The organism is Paraburkholderia fungorum (assembly GCF_900099835.1).
Taxonomy (GTDB): Bacteria; Pseudomonadota; Gammaproteobacteria; order Burkholderiales; family Burkholderiaceae; genus Paraburkholderia; species Paraburkholderia fungorum_A.
The window spans coordinates 277865-299387 of sequence record NZ_FNKP01000003.1 but is presented as its reverse complement, the minus strand read 5'-3'; the positions used below and the strand labels follow the sequence as shown (position 1 = coordinate 299387).

Here is a 21523-nt window from a genome sequence, read left to right as displayed (position 1 = left end):
TGCTGCACGCCTGAAGCCGGACCTGTCATGCGCGATTACCTCATTAAACCTTACCGTCCATTTCGCAAAGCTTCCTCTCGACCGTAGCAAGCGGGTCTGCCTGATCCGCTTCTCCGCATGCCTGCGCGGGATCACATTTTCTGAGCGGGCTTGAACTCAATTTTCATTGGTATCGACCACCCATCCGGTGCAGACGCGTTGCATTCGATGGGCGGTTGGGCCTTGCACGCTCTTTTCTTTTAGTGACATTCATGAATAAAGCTTCTCGCAAAAAAATTAATACCAACGCTATCCGACCGGGTTGCCCGGCAAACCGTCGACGCTCCATCGTGGTCGCGCTGTCGGTGATCGCATATGGCGGCCTTGCGGATTCCCCGGCCTTTGCAGCGGAGGCTGCCGCTGCGTCCGATGCGTCGGTATCGACTCCAGCCGCTTCTAATAGCACCGACGACCGGGCCACGTTGGCCCCGATCGCGATCAAAGGCACGAAGCAGCCGACGGCCAGTCCCTACGCGGCGAAAACGGTACAAACCGGGCAGTACCGCGGCGTCGATGCGCTCGACGTACCCGCGACGGTCAACGTCGTGACCAGCGACGTGCTGAAAGCGCAGGCTGCGACGGGCCTGTTCGACGCGCTCCGCAACGTCGCGGGCGTGACCCGTCAGCAGTTGAGCGGCATCTCGTACGATCAACTGTCGGTTCGCGGTATCGCGCTCGACAACCGTCAAAGCTATTACCTCGACGGAGTACTTCCCATCGACAACAACATCTGGATGCCGATGGAGGACAAGGAGCGCGTCGAAGTACTCAAGGGTGCGTCCGCGCTGTATTACGGGTTCACGGTGCCGGCCGGGATCGTCAACATGGTGATGAAGCGCGCGGGCGACACGCCGGTGACATCGGCGTCGGTGCTGGTCGATTCGCATGGTTCGGTCGGCGTGCATGCGGACGTTGCTCGCCGCTTCGGTACGGACAATCAGTTCGGTATTCGTGTTAACGCGATGGCTGAACACGTCGAGACACCTATTGATGGCGACCGCGGTTACCGCATGTTCCAGAGCGTCGCGCTGGACTGGAAGCCGACCAACCGTCTGACCTTCAAGTACGACCTCGAACACATCGATCAACGCGTCGTGGAGCAGGCCGGCATTACGCCGCTGGCTGCCGTCAACGGCGTCATTACGCTGCCGCAACTGCCCGATGCATCGAAGTTGCTGGTGCCTAACGACAAGCCGACCACGTCGACGGCGACTGCGCAGATTCTTCGCGCCGACTATCTGATCAACGACAACTGGAGCGCGAACGTGTCGATCGGTCAGTCGATCACACAGCGCAACAGGTGGCTGTGGATTTTGCAGAAATACGACGTGAACACGGGCACCGGCACGCTGCAAGGCAGCCAGCAGAACGGCCAGTTCTACGAGAACAAAAACGTGCGTGCCGAGTTGAACGGCAACTTCCAAACCGGCCCTTTCACGCACGATGTCACGTTTGGTGTGAACGAAAACTGGCTATTTCAGCCTGATTTCACGACGTATTACTACACGGCCACGCAGAACCTCTATTCGCCCGTCAGCATTACGAACCTGAAGGCGGGTACGTCGAAAGCGTTTTACGCTCAGCACATCAGTAACCAGGGCGCTTACGTTTTCGACCGGATCGGTTTGACGAAGGATCTTCAGTTCACCGCGGGCGTGCGGTATTCGTCGTATCACGCCACCCAGGCGCAAACCACTACGCAGAACGTCAATCGCACGTCGCCGTCGGCAAGCCTTCTCTACAAGATCACGCCGCAGACCAGCATCTATGCGAGCTATATCGAAGGCTTGGAATCGGCCGGCAGCGCGCCGGCAACCGCGACCAACGCGTATCAGGTTCTTCCTGCAGCAGTCAGCAAACAGGAAGAGGTTGGCGTGCGCCACCGCTTCAACAACGGTTCGCTTGCGTCGATTGCTGCGTTCCAGATCCGGCAACCGTCCGCGAGCACTGATGCCGATGGTGTCTACGCATTGAATGGCGTAGGCCGTTATCGCGGTATCGAGTTTTCGTATCAGGGCGACATAACGCGAGATCTGTCTATCGTCACGACTGGCATGTGGTTGAACGCGGAGCTTGTCGACAGCACGGATTCGACGACGCTTGGCAAGCGTCCGGAAAACACGCCGCGTTATACAGGTAGCGTCTTTCTGAACTATCGCGTTCCGCACGTCTATGGTTTTTCGGTGAATGGAGGTGCGTATTTCGTTGGACAGCGTCCTATCAACGACGCGAATCAGGCTTTTATTCCGGGCTATACGCTGTTTTCCGCGGGGGCGCGCTACGAGACTCATCTGTTTGGACGTAACGCGACTTTCCAGTTGAACATCGAAAACGCGTTCAACAAACACTATTGGGCGTCCGCCGGATCGAGCCAGCTGGGTATCGGACTTGAACGCACTATTTCGCTGACCTCGACATTCGATTTCTAAGCGTGTCACAAGCTGATAGAAACCTCTTTTAACCGGAAATGATCATCATGTTGAATCTGCTGATGGATGCAGTTGCTCCTGCTCGCGAGAGCTATTCCTCTGCAATTGAAAACGCCAAGGCGCCGTGGTGGTCCCGGTCTACTCCATCGATGGAGTAAGGAATGCAAAAAGCGAATCACTGATACCACAGTGTGTTCGCCATTCGTCGCCCGGTTGCCGACAGCACCGACCCGCCAGCCTTAACGGGCGATAGACAGCGCCTCAATCGACTGCCGGCTCCGCACCCAGCTGACCGGCGCCGTCTGAGCGGCCATGCTTCACAAGCGAGATCGTCACTGCGGCGAATAAGGCCGGCACGGCGATCGCAAGGAAGTTCTGCGCCAGAGGCAGCGACATGCCGACAATCACGCCGATCACGATGGGCGCAAGTATCGCCCCCGCCCGGCCAACACCCAGCATCAGACCCAGGCCGGTTCCCCGGCAGGCGACCGGGTAGAACTGACCGCAGTAGGCACACGACAGGGTTTGTGTGCCGATCGTGCACGCGCCGGCTACCCCGACAAGTACAAACCGCACCCACGTCGGCATGCCGTAGCCGAGCAGTGCAATCGACACGGCGGCGACGATGAACATGACCACCAGCACGAATTTGATGTGTAGGCGATCCGCCAGCCAGCCGCCGCCGATCGCGCCAATCGTCGCGCCGAGATTGAGTACGAGCACGAAGATCAACGCGGAGCCGAGGCTGTAGCCCGCGCTTGCCATGAACTGAACCAGCCACGCGTTGAGCGCATAGACGATGAAGAGCGACATGAAACTGGTCAGCCAGAACATCACCGTGCTTGGCCCGCGACCTTCGGCGAAGAGCGCGCGCAGCGGCGAGCCAGGCTGCGTGGCCCGCGCCGCCAGCACAAACCGGTCGCCGTCCTGACGCACATGGTGCGGGGCGATGCGCGCGACGATTGCCTGCAGCTCGTCGATTCTGCGTTGCCTCAGCAGGAAAGACATCGATTCCGGCATCTGCTTCCAGAGCAGCGGAAGGATGATGGCGGGCGCTGCGGCCGCGAGAAACACACTCTGCCAGCCATAGGACACGATCAGGCTTTTCCCGACCACGGCGGCGATCATGCCGCCCACCGAGTAGCCGGAGAACATGATAGTGATCAACGTGCTGCGCATGCGGGCCGGCGCGTATTCGCTCATCTGCGCGATCACATTGGGCATCACACCGCCCATGCCGAGGCCAGCGAGAAACCGCAGGATACTGAAACTCACCGGATGGCTGGTCATGCCAGCTCCGGCGGTACACAGGCTGAAGAGGGCGATGCAGATGACAATCACGCGGCGTCTTCCCACGCGGTCTGAAATCGTGCCGAAGATGGCGTTGCCGAACATCATTCCGAACAGCGCTGAACTCACCATGAAGCCCGCCTGTGTGGAGTCTACCCCCATCTCCTTCATGATCGAAGGCAGGGCGATGCCGGCGACGGCGAGATCGTATCCATCGAAGATAATCGCCATTGCACACCAGAAGAGCACAACACGATGAAACCTCGTGAACGGCGCGTCGTCCGCCAGCCTGCCTACGTCAATCTGCCGCATGCCTGTCTCCTTCGCTGCCCGGCGATGGCCAGGCTTTTTGGTATGGTTGTGCTACATGTTCCGGAGCTAGTCCAGGCGAAAGAATCCGCGTGCATTACCCGCGAGAATCCGCTGCCGCTGGGTGGTGTCGAGAAAGCCGGCACCCCGCACCAGCGTGCCGACTTCCTGTTCTCCGAGCGGAAACGGGTAGTCGGAGCCGAGCATCACGCGCTCGACGCCCATCTTGTCGACGAGCAGGCGCAATGCGCCTTCGTCGAAGACGACGCTGTCCACATGCAGCCGGTGGGCATATTCCGAAGGCGGCCGTGGGCAATCCTTGCGCACGATGTCGCGATGCTTCCACGCGTTGTCCGCACGTCCGAGCAGGAACGCGAAGCTGCCGCCACCATGGGCAAAGCAGATGCGCAACGACTCGGGGATGCGTTCGAGCGCACCGGAGAGAATCAACGACATCATGCCGAGCTGGGTTTCGGCCGCCATCGAGACGAGCCAGGGCAGCATCCACTGCTTCATGCGCTGGCCGCCCCCCATCATGTCCCAGGGGTGCACGAGAACAGGGATGTCGTTCTCTGCGCAATGGATCAGGAAATCGACGAGGTCCGGGTGATCCAGATCCCTGTCGCCCACATGGTTGCCAATCTGCACCCCCACGCAGCCTGCAGCGACGGCGCGGGACGCCTCTGCGCAGGCAAGCCGCGTGTCCTGCAACGGCACCTGCGCGAGCGGCCTGAGCCGGTCCGGATGTCCGGCACAGAACGCGAGTGCCTTGTCGTTCATCTGGGTGGCCCAGTCGGCCGCTCTCGCCGGGTCCCATGCGTAGCCGAACATCACGGGCGTTGCGCATACCAGTTGCATGGCAATGCCATGGGCGTCGAGTTCGGCAACGCGGAAATCGGCATCCCAGAGCGCGCGGTAGACAGGCCGGAACGGCTGGTCGGCGAGCATGATCTGGCCAGTCTCGCCGGATGGGTCGATGGCAAGCCATGGCGCGCGCTCCGCGTCGACCGCCTGCGCTTCTTGGCGGCTAATGGGAGGAAGGAAATGCGAGTGGATATCGATCATGTGAAGTTTCTGGTCAGCGTGCGATGCCAGGCCTTGAAGTCCTGCCCCGGGTGAATCTCGCCGCAGCGCGAGCAGCGCCGCTCTTCTTCCGGGCTCGCGTAGAACGTGTCATAGACCGGCGGCAGGTCGGTCACGATGTTCGTGAGTCCCATTTCATAGCGCTTGATGAGCGTGCCGCAGGCCGCGCAGCACCACTGAAGCGCATCGGGTTCGCCTGGCGGCCGCTTGCGTTCGACCACGAGACACTGGCTGCCGGCCTCGGGCCGCTGTGGTGAATGCAGGGTGTGGGGAGGCAACAGGAAAACGTCGCCCTCGCGCAGATCGACGCGGTCGTAGCGTCCGTCCTCCCAGAGCAGCAGATAGGCATTGCCCTTGAACTGGTAGAACAGCTCCTCGACGGGGTCGTCGTGGAAGTCACTGCGCTGGTTCGGCCCACCTACGACCGTGACCATGAAATCGCTGTCCGCCCAGATCTGCTGGTTGTTGACGGGCGGCTGAAGCAGGTGGGCGTTTTCGTCGAGCCAGCGCTGGAAATTCAGCGGTCTACCGTACCTGAGATTGAGCATGCGAGTCATCCTGTTGCGGGAGGGGGTGATAGGCGACGGCCCTGATCTCGATCAGCAGATGCGGATGGGGTAGCTGGTGTACGGCTACCGTCGTGCGGGTTGGTCCGTCATAGTCGAAGTATTCGGCCCAGATTTCGTTGAATCCGCCGAAGTCATTCATGTTGACGAGAAAAACCTGGGTCTCGACGAGGTCGGCCAGAATCGCACCGGCGCTCGCAAGAATGTCGCGGATGTTCTCGATGACCGCACGCGTCTGAACGCGAATGTCGAGACGGGTGACGCCCAGTTCGTCGGCTTCGGCGCCGGCAAAACTGTTGTCCGGCCGCCGCGAACTCGTTCCCGAAACATAGAGAAAGTCGCCGGCACGCTTGCAGTGCGGAAATCGCCCTCGTGGCCTGGCTTTTCCCGCAACCCTATGCGCTTCTACTGACATGACAGCAGTCTCCTTACGAATGAAGTGGATCTCGTGCCGATCCCGATGGCGACCGGCCGCGCGGTTTTATTTCGGCTTCCTTATTTAGGTGTCCTTGTGCGTCGAAAACGAGACAATGCCCAGGGAACGCACGCCGCAGCCAATACTGCATTTGACGTGCAGCCCCGGCCGCAGTGCTTCGGCTGCGGTAGCGGCGCCAGCCATGATCAGCGAGCCCGCCGGCAGACTCGCGCCGCTCGCATGCAGCAGCCGGGACGCCTGCACCACCGAACGCAGCGGATGGCCGAGGATGGCACCGGTCGAACCTGCCTGCACATCCCGGCCGTTGAACTGCATGCGTACGCCGAGATTTCCGAGTTCTTCGAACGCCCGCGACCACCCCCCCACGACCATCCCTGCCGATGAGCAGTTGTCTGCCACCACGTCTTCGAGGCTGAACCTGAAGTCGCGATAGCGCGAATCGATGATCTCCATCGCCGGGGCGACTGCTTCCAGATAACCGGCGGCTTCCAGCGCCGTAAGAGGTGCATCGATCGTCCTGCGTGTCACGAAACAGAGTTCCGGCTCCACACGGGGATGGACGTAACGGCCAAGATCGACCCGACCACCATCCTCTTCGATCATCGCGTCGGTGAGATAGCCCCAGATCAGGCTATCGACGCCCATCTGCACCATCTTCGCGCGGCTTGTGAAGCCAAGTTTGATCCCCTTGATCTGCTCGCCGCGCGCGACCCGGTGCTGAATCGACGCCCGCTGGATCGCATAGGCGGTGTTCAGATCGAAGGTGCCTGGCGCGAACTGGGGAATGGCTCGCGCCTGCTTCGCGGCTGTATCCAGCGCGAGCGCTGCGTCGCCGATGGTCTGGCTCATGTCGGTTCCTGGTCAATGTGTTGGGGGACGGGCAGCCAGCCTGGCATCGGATGCTGTCGTTCTGTGCAGCGGCTGCCCGGTACTGCCTTACGCTGGTTCCCTGTGGGCGGCACCGTGACGCTGCTGCAGGTCGAGCGCCACGTCGACAATCATGTCTTCCTGGCCGCCGACCATGCGCCGCCGTCCCAGTTCCACCAGGATATCGACGGTCTTGAGCCCGTATTTTTCAGCCGCTGTTTCGGCGTGCCGCAGGAAGCTCGAATACACGCCGGCATAACCAAGCGCGAGCGTTTCCCTGTCAACGCGTACCGGCCTGTCCTGCAGCGGCCGGACGATATCGTCGGCGGCATCCATCAGTCCGTAGAGATCGCAACCGTGATTCCAGCCCGAAACCGAGGCCGCGGCGATGAAGACTTCCAGAGGCGCATTGCCCGCTCCCGCGCCCATGCCGGCGAGGCTGGCGTCGATGCGATCGCAGCCTTCCTCGACCGCCACGATGCTGTTGGCCACGCCGAGGCCAAGATTGTGGTGCGCGTGGATGCCTGTTTCTGTGTCGGGTTTCAGCGCATCCTTGAACGCGCGGAAGCGGGCGCGTACGCCATCCATCGTCAGGGCGCCGCCGGAGTCCACCACGTAGACGCACTGGGCGCCGTAGCTCTCCATGAGCTTCGCCTGCTCCGCGAGTTTCGCGGGGGAGGCCATGTGGCTCATCATCAGGAAGCCTGCGACGTTCATGCCCATCGAGCGTGCAGTTTCGATATGCTGGCGTGCCGTGTCGGCCTCGGTGCAATGGGTCGCCACCCGGACAATCCTTGCGCCGGCTGCGAAGGCTTCGCGCAGATCGTGCACGGTGCCGATGCCCGGCAGCAGCAGCGTGGCCACCTGGGCGCGCCGCACCGTCTCCGCCACGGCGGCGATCCATTCCACGTCGGTATGAGCGCCGAACCCATAGTTGAAACTGGAGCCAGCCAATCCGTCGCCATGAGCGACTTCAATGGAATCGACGCCGGCCTTGTCGAGCGCGCCCGCAATGGCTCGCACCTGCCCGACCGAATACTGGTGGCGCACGGCGTGACTGCCGTCACGCAGGGTCACGTCGGAGATATAGAGTTTCCTGTTCGTCATGGCTGGTCTCTCACACTGATGCCGTCACGGCGGGCTGGCCACACGCCACGGATTCCGCTACGCGCTCGGCGCAAACCAGCGCGGCGCTGGTCATGATGTCGAGGTTGCCGGCATAGGCGGGCAGGTAGTGCGCAGCGCCTTCCACTTCAAGGAAGATCGAGGTCTTCAGACCCGTCCTGCGACCGACGCCGGGCACCAGCACCGGCTGCTCGATGCGATCGAACTGCACGCGCTGCTTGAGGCGATAACCCGGAACATAAGCCTGTACGCGTTCGACCATCGCTGCGACGGCTGCCTCGATGGCCGCCTGGTCGGTGTCATCCGTGAGGCAACTGACGGTGTCGCGCATGATGAGCGGCGGCTCTGCCGGATTGAGGATAATGATGGCCTTGCCTTTCGTCGCGCCCCCCACGGTTTCGATGGCGCGGGACGTCGTTTCCGTGAATTCGTCAATATTGGCGCGCGTGCCGGGGCCGGCAGACTTGCTGGCAATCGACGCGACGATCTCCGCGTAGTGCACCTGAGTCACGCTAGCCACAGCCGCGACCATCGGAATGGTTGCCTGACCGCCGCACGTGACCATGTTGAGGTTCGGCGCGTCGAGGTGCTGGTCAGCGTTGACGCAGGGCACCACGTAAGGTCCGATCGCAGCTGGCGTCAGGTCGATGACCCGCACGCCATGCGCCTGCAGCACGGCATTGTGATGGGCGTGCGCGCCCGCACTGGTGGCATCGAAGGCGATGCGGATGTCGCCGAAGTCGGGCAACGCGAGCAGGCCGTCGATGCCTTGGGCCGTCACGCTCACGCCGAGGCGCGCGGCGCGCGCGAGCCCTTCGGAAGCGGGATCGATACCGACCATGGCGCCCATCGCCACCCGCTTGCCATGGCGCATGACCTTGATCATCAGATCGGTGCCGATATTGCCGGAACCGATAATGGCAACCTTGCATGGTTTCATCTCAGGCATCTCCTTGCTTGCTATTGACGTGGAACGAGGCAGTCACGCTGCCGAGGCCTTCGATATGGGCAGTCAGCACGTGGCCGTGTTGAACCGGCACCATCGGGCCGAGCGCGCCGGTGAGGATGATGTCGCCCGCCTTGAGCGGCGCGCCGACGCGGCTCATGGTATTGGCCAGCCAGATCGCGGCATTGAGCGGGTGGCCGAGGCAGGCGGCGCCAGCGCCGACCGACACAGGCTCGCCGGCCAGTTCCATGCACATGCCGCAGTTCGCCAGGTCGAGCGCGCCAAGCGAAACCGGCCGCGTGCCGAGCACGAAGAGGCCCGACGATGCGTTGTCGGCAATCGTGTCGGTTAGCTGGATATCCCAGTTGGCAATGCGGCTGCCGACGATCTCGATGGCCGGCAGTGCGAACGCAGTCGCCTGAATGATGTCGGCAACGGTATGCACGGCATGCGACAGATCGCGTTCCAGCACCAGCGCGACTTCGGCCTCGGCCTTGGGCTGAAGCACATCGCCGCAATCGATTTCCTCGCCTTCCTGACGGGCCATGTGGGCGAACAGCATGCCGAAATCCGGCTGGCTCACACCGAGCTGGCGCTGTACGGCCACAGATGTCAGCCCGATCTTGCGGCCGACCAGCCGGCGGCCGGCAACAAGCGCGCGTTCGGTGTTGTACTGCTGAATAGCGTAGGCGGCAGCGATCGGATCGGCACCGGCGAACCGGGCAATCTCATCGCGGACCGGCAGGCACGGTTCGCGACGTTCGGCGGCCAGCCAGAGTCGATCTGCGGCTTGGATAAGTTCTGGGTTCAGCATGCGGTATCTCGCGACGGGTTCAGGGATTGACGCAGATCGTGGTGAGGGAGGAATAGAAATCGAGTGAGTGACGTCCCCCTTCGCGACCAATGCCAGACAGGCGGGTGCCGCCGAACGGCGTGCGCAGATCGCGCAGGAACCACGTATTGACCCAGACGATACCCACGTCGAACCTGCGGGTAACACGATGTGCGCGAGAAAGGTCGCGGGTCCAGACAGAAGCCGCCAGACCGTAGCGGGAATCGTTGACGCGCGCCACGACTTCGTCATCGCTATCGAAGGGCGCAATATGGCAAACCGGACCGAAGACTTCTTCCTGGACACAGCGCGCCGAATCCGGCAGTCCCGTCCAGATGGTCGGCTGCACATACGCACCGTTGTCGCGTTCGTCGCCAAAACGAGGCACACCGCCGCCGCACACGACGGTGGCGCCTTCGTCGCGAGCCAGCGCAAAATACGAAAGCACCTTCTCGCGGTGGCCATGTGAGATGAGGGAACCGATTTCCACGCCATCGGCGTTGGGATAGTCGATACGCAATGCTTCAGCGCGCTCTTTCATCGCCCCCACGAAGCGCTCGAAGATGGAGCGTTCCACATACACCCGTTCCGAACACAGGCAGACCTGCCCGGTGTTGGTGAAACTGGAGCGCATGACGCCGGCCACGGCTTTGTCGAAATCGCAGTCCGCAAACACCACCGCCGCATTCTTGCCGCCCAGTTCAAAGGACACTTCCTTCACGCCGTCTGCGACCGCCTTCATGATGGTGCTGCCCGTTCGCGATTCGCCGGTGAAGGTGAGGGTGTCGATGCCGCGATGCGTTGACAGGAATTCGCCCGCCGAATCAACACCGAATCCATGCACGAGATTGAAGACGCCAGCCGGCACGCCGGCTTCGTGCATGACCTCGGCGAGCAGGGTCGCGCTACCGGGCGTCTCTTCCGATGGCTTGACCACGACGGCATTTCCGCAGGCCAGTGCGGGTGCGACCTTCCAGGTCAGCAGCAGCATTGGCAGGTTCCACGGCGAAATGATGGCGACCACGCCGTGCGGCTTGCGCACCGTGTAGCTGAAGATATCGCCTTCAGCAGCACGCATGTCGAAGTATTCGCCCCCAGCCTGGGCGGCCAGGTCGGCGAAGGTGCGAAAGTTCTGTACGCCACGGCGGATATCAAGCGCACGTGCCTGATGTTCAGGTCGCCCGGTATCGGCGACTTCGGCGGCGACGAATGCATCGAAGCGCTTTTCGATGCCGTCGGCGATCGCATGCAGTACCTTGGCGCGCTCCGTGGCAGAGGTGTTGCCCCAGGGGCCATGCATGGCGGCTCTGGCGGCGCTCACGGCGCGATCGACGAGACTGGCATCGGCTTCGCACACAGTGCCGATGACGGCGCCATTGACGGGCGACACATTAGGGAAACGGCGGGCGGATTCGACGAACTGGCCGTCCACGTAGTTCCGGTACAGAGTGGGACATGACGACACGACAGACTCCTATGGCGGGTTGGGAGTCAGTGTATTGAGATCGCCTATTCCTGAAAAATGAATAATTAGTCTTCCTGTATTCCGACGAAGAATACCTGCGCATGACGATGCAGGCATCCAGGGCCGGGGCTTGTGGGGTTGCCATCGATATGGAATCCTGCGTGATCCTTTCGCGCTGAAACACCTTACGCCCCATGTCCGTTCACAATCTCGCCGGTCCCACCTCACTTTGCCGAAAACTGCGCTTCGCGCAGATCGTCGTATTCGAGCAGGTCCTGCGCAGCGGCTCGATCGTGCGCGCCGCACGAGCGCTCAACATGACGCAGTCTGCTGTCACGAAAGTGATCCAGGAACTGGAAAGCAATATCGGCGGGGCGCTGCTCGTGCGCAGCAACCGTGGCGTAACCGCGACCGAGTTCGGGAAGCTCGTTGCGAGGCGCGCCAAGGCGCTGCTTGGCGAGATGCGACACCTGACCGACGAGATCAACGCCTTTCACAGCGGCACCTCCGGTCAGGTGCTGGTCGGCACGTTGATATCGGCTTCGGCGGTACTGCTGCCGCGCGCCATCCAGCTGCTGAAGGAAAAAGCGCCCGAAGTGATCGTGACCCTGCGCATCGCGCAGATGGATCAGCTGTTGCAGGCGCTGGTGGTCGGGGATCTCGATGTGGTGGTCGGCCGGGTTCCAGAAGATGGAAGCTGGCGCACGGCCGCTCCGCAACTTGAGACAGAAATCCTGCATCGGGAACAGCTTTGCATCGTCGCCGGGGTGCATCATCCGCTCGCATCATGCGCCTGCAGTACGTTGCCGGAATTGACCGCATTTCCGTGGATCCTCCCGACCCGCGATTCCTCACTGCGTCAGACGACGGATCGCCTGTTCTACGACGCAGGCCTGCCTGTACCGACGAATATTGTTGAATCGCTTTCCGTACTGACCAACGTCGCCCTGATGTTCGACCAGAAGACGATCGGGCTGATGCCGCGCTCGGCCGCCGAGCAGTTCGTCGGTCGAGGAAGTCTTGCCATCATTCCGCTCGACCCTATGCCGGCGTTCGGAGATGTGGGTGTCTTCACGGTCGCTGACGCATTGACGGTGCGAGCCGTTGAACTGTTCAAGGACTGTTTGCGCGCGGCAGTGTTGGAAATCTGACGTCGCGCGCTGCGTGTTTGGCTTTTGTGTGCTTCTCCAGTGCGGCGATGGCCGGACTTTCAAAGGCTGAGCCATCCGCGAGCGGGACACCTGACGGACGACGGACTCAGGGTGCTCGAGCGGGTGGGGCCAAGCGCTCACGCGGACAAGTTCCCGGGTCAGCTTTCGGGTGGCGTGCGGCCACTCATTTGGCTCAGGCCATGGCGCGACTCCAACGACGAGATTTTGCGGCGCCTTGGATACGTTTGGCATCGATCGCTGGCGTGCAACGGGTAATAAACGACATTATAAATGTAATGTCGTTTGTAAAAACAAAATAGTAAAATATCTACCGTTTTACGTAGTAAAATTGTCATCAACAAATCACGGATTTCCCCATGGACGCCGACCTTTCCCCTGATGCCGCCCTGGCTGCCGACATTGAGCGCGTAAAGCTCTCGCACCCGAAAACGCGCGAGTTATACCGCGAGGTGTGTGCGCTGCTGTTCTTCCGCTACGGCATCACGCCCACTGCGAACCGGCTGTACCAGCTGGTCCGGCGGGGCAGCATGGGCACGCCGACCCAGGTGCTCGGCGAGTTCTGGACGGAGTTGCGCGAAAAGAGCCGTGTGCGTATCGAACACCCGGACCTGCCGGCTGATCTCGGTGCGGCAGCAGGCGAACTGGTGGCGACCCTCTGGACGCGCGCGACTGCGTCGGCCGCGACCGCGCTGGACGCGCTGCGCGATGAAGTAGAGAGCGCGAGAGCGGACGCGCAGCTATCAGTGGCGGCAGCCCGCGATGAACTCGGCCGGGTCGAGACCGCGCTCGAGCAGCGCACCGCGGCGCTGCTCGCCGCCCAGGTCGAAGTACGGGAACTGGAGAAGGCGCAGGCCGAAGGCCACGCTCAACGTCAGGCGCTCGAGGCCGAACTGGAACGCAGCCGCGCGGCACTCACCGCACGCGATCGCGAACTGGTTGAGGTGAGGGAAGGTTTTTCGCGCGATCTCGACAAGCTGCGCGAAGCGGCGGAGCGTGCTGAGGAACGGTTGCGCGCATCGGAAAAGCGTGCGCTGCTGGAGATCGATCGTGAGCGCAGCGCTGCGGCGAAACTGCAGAAAGAACTCGATGAGACGACGCGTCGCGTGGAGCAGAAAGAGGCCGATCATCGTCGTGCGTCGGAAATCATGCAGACGCAACTGGGCGAAACACGTCACCAGGCAGGTGTACTGCAGGGGCGGCTCGATGCTGTTCAGGCAGAGAACACGCGGTTGCAGTCAGAGATCATCGCCCTGCGGGAAAAGCAGGCGAGTGCGCGCGAAATCAGTGAACGGGCGGCCCCTGCAGCGGACCGTCGAACGCCGCGTGCGACGCGTCCGGCGCGCAGTGTGCCGGCCAAACCGCTCACGCGTCGCAGAAAGACGATATAGGACGGGACGAACTGAGCTATGCGGATAGGCCCGACGCGGCAATCCGCAGACTTTGGAGATCGGCTCGACCCCAAAGGTATCGCCATGCTGATCGATGGAGGCCTTCCGGATTTCAGGGGACGGTCGAGCTCCGCCTGGGCGAAAAAACCACTCACGAGTTTCGGAGTCTCATTGGCAGCGGAGCTGCGCCTTAACCTCGCGCTCCGGTGCTTTAAGACATCGATCCTCTACCAAACCCCGGGCGGTTCGGGCTCACCGTACCCTCGAAGATCATCGAGGGCTACTCACGCGATATCAGCCACCATAGCTGCCTTCGACGCTCTTACGCAGCACGTTCGGCAAGTGAGCCACGCTTTAATCGCCGGCCCTATTCCGCCTGAACGCATCCGTGTCGTTCTCGAAGTCGAGCGCCAGCTCCTGCGCGACGATGCGCAAGCGTGGCGATAGATAGCGGTCGTCGCGATAGGCCGCGTGGGCCCAGCAGCGGCGTCTGCAACGTCCCCGCAACCGTCCCCTCGCGCGCGACATAGCGTGGCAGATGCGCGATGCCGATGTCTTCGATCGCCGCATTGAGCAGCGCGACGCTATCGTTCGAGCGCAGCACGCAGCTCACGCGCTTGGCGGCGCGGCGCACCGCTCAGCGCGAATCAATCGGTCAAGCACGAACTCGCCGATCTCATCCCCGAACTGTGGTTGCTGCGGAGTTTCGGATACCCGCTGGCCCTGCAACACGCGGGCGGCAAAGTCGGCAGCGGCGACGCGTCAATTCTGAAACTGCCCAGCACCGAGCTTGCCAGGCGCGCAGCAAATCTTTGCGCGCAGTTTCACGGTGCGCGCGGCTACCTGTCCGAATCCGAAGCCGAAGTAGCACGGTTCTATCGCGATGCCACCGCTGGTACCATCGCGGCCGGCGCGAGCGAACTCGTCCGCGAAATCATCTTCGATAGTGTCGACCCGGAAGCGCTGCTCGACCAGGCGCGCTGATCACGCTGTCTTTTGTTGCAATCCCTCAAAGCAATTTTTCTTTTCTTCCGCACGGAGCATGCAATGTGGTTGATTCAAGTGGCTGTCGTCATTCTGGTCTGCAACGGCTGTGGTGCGATTGCCGTGCGTCTGGGGCAATGCAAGGTCATCGGCGAGATTACCGGTGGTATTTTGCTCGGGCCGCTCGCGCTGGGTGTCGTTACGCCGTCGCTCTATAACGAACTTTTCTCGCCGGGCGCGACTTCGGCAATCGGCCAGTTCGGAGAGGTCGGCCTTGTTCTGTTGATGTTCGAAATCGGCCTCGATGTGCGTTTGCCGCAGCAACGCGCGTTGCTCGGCCCGGTACTGATTGCGTTGGCGGGTATGTTGCTGCCGTTCGGCGGCGGCGTCGCGATTGGCTGGTTTGCGCACGACACGCTCGCGCCGCAGCAGGCGTTCTGGCCGTTCGTGCTGTTTTGCGGCGTGGCGTTGTCGGTGTCGGCGGTGCCGGTGATGGCGCGCATCGTCGCCGATCTGAATCTCACGCGGCACCCGGCAGCCTCGTCGGCGCTTTCGGCGGCAATGGTCGGCGATCTGCTCGGCTGGTGTGTGCTTTCGCTGATTATCTGTTTCTCGCGCCACGACGCGGGATGGCGCACGCTGGGCGTGAACCTCGCGTCGCTCGCGGTGTATGTGGCGGTGCTCGTGATCGCGTCGAAGTGGTTCCTGCGACGCGCGGTCGAACGCTCGCTGGCGCAAGGCTGGTCGCGCGACACGGTGGTGATTCTGGCCGCCTTCGTGCTGATCTCGGGATGGCTCACGTCGCGCTTCGGCTTTCATAGCGCGTTCGGCGCACTGCTACCGGGCATGCTGCTGCGTCAGGTGCCCGGGTTGCGCGAGCATTTCAACCGTCTGCTGGGTGGCTTCCTGCATAGCATCCTGATGCCGATTTTCTTCGCGTATGCGGGGCTGAATCTGCAGATGTTCGATGTTACTGCGCATGCGCAGTGGTTCTGGCTGCTGGCGTTTATCGCTGTCGGATTTTCGGGGAAGTATGTGGGCGTGTTCGTTGGATCGCGCGCGGTTGGACACGCGCGAGGCGACGCGACGGTGATCGCCACGCTGATGAATGCACGCGGTTTGATGGAGCTGATTTTCCTGTCGATCGGATTGCAATTGCGGATATTGCCGCCGAACGTCTACACGATGCTCGTGATTTTCGCGTTGTTCACCACCGGGGTCACGGCGCCGCTGTTGCGCCGTTCTATGCGTCCGACGGCGGCGGTCGCGACGGAGTCGATCTAGTACGGAGCGATGGGCGGAACGTCTTGGCGTTTCGTCCATTTTTGTTTATGCGGATGCCAGGAATACGAGACAGTCGTCGGGCTAGACTCCAGCGAACGAGCGGATAGATACGGCAATGCCGTCTTCCATATAAGCCGTTCTTTCGCGACATGAATAATCATGTAATCACGGCGATGTTTTTCCGCGTTCGTTCGCGCGTCCATTTGCCATCTCCTCCGACGATATAGCCTCGAATTGCTGCCACGCGATGTCCCGCCGACGCGTCGATTGAGCGGCTTGCGCATCGATGCGCAAGCATTTACACTGCGGCCCAGACAAGCGGCTCACAGCTTCTTGCGTAAGCGTTAACGTGAACCAACGCACATCACTGCATCACCTGCAATGGGTTGGTGCGAGTGCGACTGGTTCATTGAATGAAATCGAACGCTGCTTCTTTCGCGTCTTCGCGACGTACCGCTTTCCTGTTCTCCGTTGGCATCGTTCTGATAGCGGCTAACCTTCGGGCGCCTATAACAAGTCTCGGCCCTGTACTCGGCGATGTGCAGCGCGAGCTCGGGTTGAATGACGCCGCCGGCGGCTTGTTGAGCGCACTTCCCCTTGCCGTCTTTGCGATCGTATCGCTCGTTGCGCCAGCTTCTGGCAGAAAGCTCGGAGCAGAGCGGGCACTGGGTGCCGCATTGGTCGCGATCCTGACGGGCACGTTGTTCCGGTCGCTTGCCATTCACTCTGCCGTTTGGGTCGGCACTCTGGTTATCAGCGCGGGTATTGCGGTAGCCAATGTCTTGTTACCGGGCCTGGTGAAACGCCGATCTCCGAAGCACGCTGCATCGCTCATCGGGATCTATGCGGCGGCAATGGCCTTATTTGCCGGACTAGGCGCCGGACTCGCGGTCCCGATTGCGCACATCCCCGGTTCAAGTTGGCGTGTGTCGCTTGGCGTGTGGTCCGTGTGCGCGGCGATCGCGCTGCTGGCGTGGCTTCCGCAGATGCGTAGCGGCCATCGTGAAGTTCGTTCCCCTGCGTCCGCCGCACTGGCGACGAACAGGTCGCCGTGGACGCAGGCGATCGGCTGGCAAGTATCCGCGTTTTTCGCATTTCAGTCGATCGTGTTCTATTCCATCGTGAGTTGGTATGCGACGATCGCCGCGTCGCGAGGAGTCTCCCCGGCATCGGCCGGTGTAGATCTGCTGCTTTTTCAGATTGTCGCGATAGCGACCAACCTGGGCGCCGCGCCGATCATCAAGCGAGCGAAAGACCAGCGGTTCATCGGCGCGGGATGCGGACTTCTTTACCTCGCGGGATCTGTCGGCATGATGCTGGATTTGCCGTTCTCGACTCTATGGTTGCTGGTGGCAGGTCTGGGTGCGGGCCTTTCGTTGACGACGAGTCTTTCGCTCTTCGCGCTCCGCTCTGCGAGCCACGAGCAGGCGGCCGAACTTTCGGGTATGGCGCAGTTCGTCGGATATGGCGGTGGTGCGCTAGGTCCGATTGTTTTTGGCGTGCTCCATGAGATGACCTCGAACTGGACCTATTCGCTCGCGATTCTGGTTGCAGCTAGCATGCTTGTTACGCTGTTTGCCTATCAGGCGGGTAGGGACCGGACGATGGTTTAAGCGTGAAGAGTGGTGGTTCAATCGCCTACGGCGCTTCCATGACAACGATCTCGAAGTCCGAGGCGAAGTGTGTCAAAGTAACCACTCATACTCGCGAGCGTCCCTAAATGACCACGTTACCAATTGCCCAGCGGTGGTTTGAACTCCAACGCGTCAGCGATGACATCACCCTGCTTTGGGAACCCCACGTCGTGCCGCTGATGCGCTGCAATATCTGGCATGTGCGCGGCCGCGACCGAGACCTGATGATCGACACGGGGATGGGTATCGGCAGCCTGCGCGATGCGGCCAGGCACCTGTTGCAGAAGGACGTCACCGCCGTTGCGACGCACACGCACTCGGATCACGTCGGCGGACATTACGAGTTCGAACACACACTGGTTCACGAGTTGGAGGCAGATAACCTGCGCTCGCCGCGCGAGCGTGGCACCCTCCTGGCATCGGTGTTGGGCGACAAGGCAATTCGCCGGTATCGCGAAGCAGGGTATTCGATCGACGGTGATCTGATTACGGCGCTTCCCGACGCTGATTACTCGATGTCTGACTATCGCGTGCGGGCCGCGACGGTGACGGAAATCGTCAAGGAAGGGAACGTCGTCGATCTCGGTAACCGGAGTTTTGAAGTCCTGCATCTGCCCGGCCATTCACCGGGCAGCATTGGCCTGTGGGAAGCGGCTTCCGGCACTCTGTTCTCCGGCGATGCGATCTACGATGGCCCGCTACTGGACGAGATAGGCGGCGCCGATATTCCGACTTATGTGCGAACGATGAAGCGCTTGCGTGAACTACCCGTGCAAGTGGTTCACGCTGGGCACGATGGGAGCTTCGGGCGCGAAAGACTGATCGAGTTGGTCGATGCCTATCTGGCCAAACGCACCTGATCGCTGGCTGGCTCGGCGGTTGGGTGATCTGGCTGTTGGAATCCGGTCACTCGACTTGGGACGGGTAAAACGGATAGTCAGTGTAACCGTTGGCAACCGTGCCATTCACACCGTATAAGGTGGCACGATCCGCGTCAGCAATGGGCCAGTCGTGCTTCATCCGCTCGACCAGATCCGGGTTCGAAATGAACGGCCGTCCGAACGCGATCAGGTCGAGTTCGCCGCGAGCGAGGGCCGCCTCGGCGGTGGCGCGGGTGAACCCACCTGCCGCCATCAACGTGCCCTGATACGCCTCGCGGAATCGGGCAGCGAAGCCATCAGGGATCGACTCCGCGCCGATGGTCAACTGATCGCTCAAATGGACATAGGAGAGACGCATTTCATTCAGCACATCAGCCGCGTACAGCCACGTTTGTGCTTCATCCTCGTAAGGCCGCATGTCGAACAGGCGGCCAAAGGGTGATAGCCGCACAGCAACCCGCGTATTGCCGATTTCATAGGCGAGCGCATCGAGCGTTTCCCGCATAAACCGCAGGCGGTTCTCGATAGACCCCCCGTAGATATCGGTACGCGTGTTCAGCGCCCCATTCAGAAACTGTTCGAACAGGTAGCCGTTTGCACCATGCAGTTCGACGCCATCGAAACCGGCATCAATTGCCCTGCGCGCGGCCTGTACAAAGTCGACGGTGATTCGCTTAACTTCCTTTTCGCTTAACGCTCTAGGATGACTTGCCTGAATGGGCCCAGCTTGACCAGGTGCGATCCACGCAAAAGCGTTCGACTTCTCGGCCAGTTGCGAAACCGAGGACACGGGTGCTAATCCGTCGGGCTGGATGGATACGTGCGACATACGTCCTACGTGCCACAATTGGGCGAAAATTTTCCCGCCTTTTGCGTGCACTGCATCTGTGACTTGACGCCAGGCGTCGGTCTGTTCATCCATATAAAGCCCCGGATTGAACAGATATCCGCAGCCTTCGCGCGAAATGGGCACACCCTCACTGACAATCAGGCCCGCAGTCGCCCTTTGCGAATAGTAGAGAACAGTGTGCTCATCGGGGATGTCATTGAGTGCTCGCGCGCGCGTCATGGGAGCCATGACTACGCGATTCGAAAGCGGCGTACCGGCCAGATCATAGGGTTCAAATAACATGTTCGTTGAAGTCTGAAAAAGAGTTGAAGAATGCGGGTGCGACCAGGGTACTTAACTGGGCAGGATCAGACCGTTTCCCGGGTCGCCGCCACCGCCGTTGGACTCCGGCCAGACGGCGTCGAGGCGGGTACGGCTGATAAGCCAATGATCGTCGACGAGTCGATATTCGTCGGCGTAAAGGCCAAGCAACAGAAACGGACTTTCTGATGCAGGCCGTGTCGTCACCAGGTCGATCAGGTAGCAACGTCCCTCAGCGCGATCCTCGTCAAGGAGTTCGATCCATTGGTTGGTGATCGCATGCAGAAATGGGTAGCGCCCACGGCTTTGAGTATCGAAAGCTGCGAAGGCTTGGGAGAGCCCCTCACGGATCGCATCCCGTCCACGCCACACGCCGCGATCGACTTCGCAGATCGCGTCCGTGGTGAATAGCTGGGCAAGCGCATCCATCCGGTTCGCATCCAGGTAGTGGCAATAGCGCTTGCGGACGTTCTTGATGGCTTCAATCGCGAGTAACTTCGAGATGTCGGTAGACACAGATTCCTCGGTCGGAAATAGGTGTTGCCAGCTTAACCCCGCGCATTTACTCGATAAATCCCTCAAAAATCCATTCACTTTATCCTGCCAGGATAAAGTAAAGCATTTCTCGGGATACTTATGGCTTATCAGCGATTCGATGGAATTACCGAATTCGTACTGGCGGCGCAGCTTCAAAGCTTTACGGCTGCGGCATTGCAACTCGGTGTCACCAGTTCCGCGGTCGGCAAGGGAGTGTCCCGGCTCGAGCGTCGTCTCGGTGTAAAGCTTCTTCATCGAACTACGCGCCGGCTCTCCTTGACCAGCGAAGGAGAGATCTATCTGACCAGTTGCTTACGTGTGATCGGGGATCTGGACGACACCGAGGATTGCCTCTCCACGGGACAACCTGAGCCGCGGGGGCAACTACGAATCGAATTGCCCGGCGCGTTCGGGCGCACGCATATCGCACCGGCGTTGATAGCGCTGGCGAGACAGTACCCGCAACTAGACCTGACGATTACTTTTGGTGACCGCACGGTCGACATGATTAGCGAAGGTATTGATCTTGCGGTACGTATCGGCGATCTGAAGGATGATCCAGAACTCGTTGCCCGACCGCTCGGTGAACAGCATCTGGTCATTTGCGCCTCGCCTGACTATTTGCGAAAGCGCGGTCAGGTGGCCGGCAAGGCGGCCCTGCTTGAGCATGACTGCATCATTGGATGGCGCAGGGGCATACGTGCTACCTGGTTACTCTCCGGCCCGGACGGCTCGGTCGACGAGCAGGAAATTCACGTTCGTCACGAACTGGGCGACGGAGAGATGATGGTGCGAGGTGTCCTTGAGGGCTGCGGCTTGTCCCAGTTGCCGACCTGGCTGGTGCATGAGCATTTGAAGTCGGGCGATCTGGTGACGGTTCTGGATGAGTTCTCGGGGGTGAGAATGCCCATCCACGTTATCTGGCCTCGAACTCGCTATGTCCAACCAAAGGTGCGTGTCGTCAGCGACGCTTTGCTGGCATTGGCGGAAGGGCGCCCAGAGGTTTTCGCGTGCGGTCCGGCCTGATTTTTTTTGCGCTCGGGCGGCTATGTGCCATTGACGGAAGTCGGATCCGCGTCGACCGGTCAATCGCCGCGACGACTGTT

At 61.1% G+C, this 21523-nt stretch carries 18 protein-coding genes, 2 pseudogenes and 1 other annotated feature; of the genes and pseudogenes, 9 read left to right on the top strand and 11 right to left on the bottom strand.

Annotated elements, in window-relative coordinates; translation table 11 throughout:
* Positions 1-251 precede the first annotated feature (251 nt).
* Positions 252-2468: a TonB-dependent siderophore receptor gene (locus tag BLS41_RS30695; protein WP_083380162.1), complete on the top strand. Its 2217-nt coding sequence runs from the start codon at positions 252-254 to the stop codon at positions 2466-2468.
* A 261-nt stretch (positions 2469-2729) separates the two neighbouring features.
* Here the strand turns inward: BLS41_RS30695 and BLS41_RS30690 are convergent, their stop codons facing one another.
* From BLS41_RS30690 to BLS41_RS30650, 9 genes are all read right to left on the bottom strand, one after another.
* A complete protein-coding gene (locus BLS41_RS30690; protein WP_074771472.1) occupies positions 2730-4070 on the bottom strand; it encodes an MFS transporter in 1341 nt (446 codons plus the stop codon).
* A gap of 66 nt (positions 4071-4136) precedes the next feature.
* Positions 4137-5132 (bottom strand): amidohydrolase family protein, encoded by a 996-nt coding sequence (locus tag BLS41_RS30685; RefSeq protein WP_074771471.1) that lies wholly within the window; start codon positions 5130-5132, stop codon positions 4137-4139.
* The gene (gene nbaC, locus BLS41_RS30680; protein WP_074771470.1) at positions 5129-5698 is read right to left on the bottom strand and encodes a 3-hydroxyanthranilate 3,4-dioxygenase; all 570 of its coding nucleotides are present in this window, start codon (positions 5696-5698) and stop codon (positions 5129-5131) included. The genes BLS41_RS30685 and nbaC overlap by 4 nt, the downstream gene beginning before the upstream one ends.
* Entirely contained in the window at positions 5676-6131 is a 456-nt protein-coding gene (locus BLS41_RS30675) for a RidA family protein (RefSeq protein ID WP_074771469.1), read from the bottom strand. The genes nbaC and BLS41_RS30675 overlap by 23 nt, the downstream gene beginning before the upstream one ends.
* An 84-nt stretch (positions 6132-6215) precedes the next feature.
* Positions 6216-7001 (bottom strand): 2-keto-4-pentenoate hydratase, encoded by a 786-nt coding sequence (locus BLS41_RS30670; RefSeq protein ID WP_074771468.1) that lies wholly within the window; start codon positions 6999-7001, stop codon positions 6216-6218.
* A gap of 87 nt (positions 7002-7088) precedes the next feature.
* Positions 7089-8126, bottom strand: a complete 1038-nt coding sequence (gene dmpG, locus BLS41_RS30665; RefSeq protein ID WP_074771467.1) for a 4-hydroxy-2-oxovalerate aldolase — start codon at positions 8124-8126, stop codon at positions 7089-7091.
* Between the two features lie 10 nt (positions 8127-8136).
* Positions 8137-9084, bottom strand: coding sequence for an acetaldehyde dehydrogenase (acetylating) (locus tag BLS41_RS30660; protein WP_074771466.1), 948 nt, complete (start codon positions 9082-9084; stop codon positions 8137-8139).
* A 1-nt stretch (position 9085) separates the two neighbouring features.
* Positions 9086-9904 carry a 2-keto-4-pentenoate hydratase gene (locus BLS41_RS30655; RefSeq protein WP_074771465.1) on the bottom strand — a complete coding sequence of 273 codons (819 nt, stop codon included), beginning with the start codon at positions 9902-9904 and terminating at the stop codon, positions 9086-9088.
* 19 nt (positions 9905-9923) lie between these two features.
* The gene (locus BLS41_RS30650; RefSeq protein WP_074771464.1) at positions 9924-11387 is read right to left on the bottom strand and encodes a 2-hydroxymuconic semialdehyde dehydrogenase; all 1464 of its coding nucleotides are present in this window, start codon (positions 11385-11387) and stop codon (positions 9924-9926) included.
* Between the two features lie 194 nt (positions 11388-11581).
* On the opposite strand from BLS41_RS30650, the gene BLS41_RS30645 reads away from it, so the two are divergent.
* From BLS41_RS30645 to BLS41_RS30610, 7 genes and pseudogenes are all read left to right on the top strand, one after another.
* A complete protein-coding gene (locus BLS41_RS30645) occupies positions 11582-12538 on the top strand; it encodes a LysR family transcriptional regulator (RefSeq protein ID WP_074771463.1) in 957 nt (318 codons plus the stop codon).
* Between the two features lie 96 nt (positions 12539-12634).
* Positions 12635-12712, top strand: a pseudogene (locus tag BLS41_RS39760) (amino acid ABC transporter ATP-binding protein); the annotation flags it as partial.
* 203 nt (positions 12713-12915) lie between these two features.
* Positions 12916-13947 carry a DNA-binding protein gene (locus tag BLS41_RS30640; RefSeq protein ID WP_074771462.1) on the top strand — a complete coding sequence of 344 codons (1032 nt, stop codon included), beginning with the start codon at positions 12916-12918 and terminating at the stop codon, positions 13945-13947.
* Positions 13948-13981: 34 nt separating this feature from the next.
* Positions 13982-14097, bottom strand: a sequence feature (AL1L pseudoknot).
* 489 nt (positions 14098-14586) lie between these two features.
* Positions 14587-14931: pseudogene (locus BLS41_RS30630) on the top strand (acyl-CoA dehydrogenase family protein); the annotation flags it as partial.
* 63 nt (positions 14932-14994) lie between these two features.
* Positions 14995-16215: a cation:proton antiporter gene (locus BLS41_RS30625; RefSeq protein ID WP_074771460.1), complete on the top strand. Its 1221-nt coding sequence runs from the start codon at positions 14995-14997 to the stop codon at positions 16213-16215.
* Positions 16216-16628: 413 nt separating this feature from the next.
* A complete protein-coding gene (locus BLS41_RS30615) occupies positions 16629-17828 on the top strand; it encodes a CynX/NimT family MFS transporter (RefSeq protein WP_074771458.1) in 1200 nt (399 codons plus the stop codon).
* Between the two features lie 107 nt (positions 17829-17935).
* Complete coding sequence (locus tag BLS41_RS30610) at positions 17936-18709, top strand: MBL fold metallo-hydrolase (RefSeq protein WP_074771457.1); 774 nt, start codon at positions 17936-17938, stop codon at positions 18707-18709.
* A 46-nt stretch (positions 18710-18755) separates the two neighbouring features.
* Here the strand turns inward: BLS41_RS30610 and BLS41_RS30605 are convergent, their stop codons facing one another.
* Entirely contained in the window at positions 18756-19862 is a 1107-nt protein-coding gene (locus BLS41_RS30605; RefSeq protein ID WP_074771456.1) for an alkene reductase, read from the bottom strand.
* Between the two features lie 51 nt (positions 19863-19913).
* Positions 19914-20672 (bottom strand): nuclear transport factor 2 family protein, encoded by a 759-nt coding sequence (locus tag BLS41_RS39755; RefSeq protein ID WP_253189844.1) that lies wholly within the window; start codon positions 20670-20672, stop codon positions 19914-19916.
* Here BLS41_RS39755 and BLS41_RS30595 point away from each other — a divergent pair.
* Positions 20556-21443, top strand: a complete 888-nt coding sequence (locus tag BLS41_RS30595; RefSeq protein ID WP_253189893.1) for a LysR family transcriptional regulator — start codon at positions 20556-20558, stop codon at positions 21441-21443. The two genes, BLS41_RS39755 and BLS41_RS30595, sit on opposite strands and share 117 nt — an antisense overlap.
* The last annotated feature ends 80 nt before the right edge of the window (positions 21444-21523 follow it).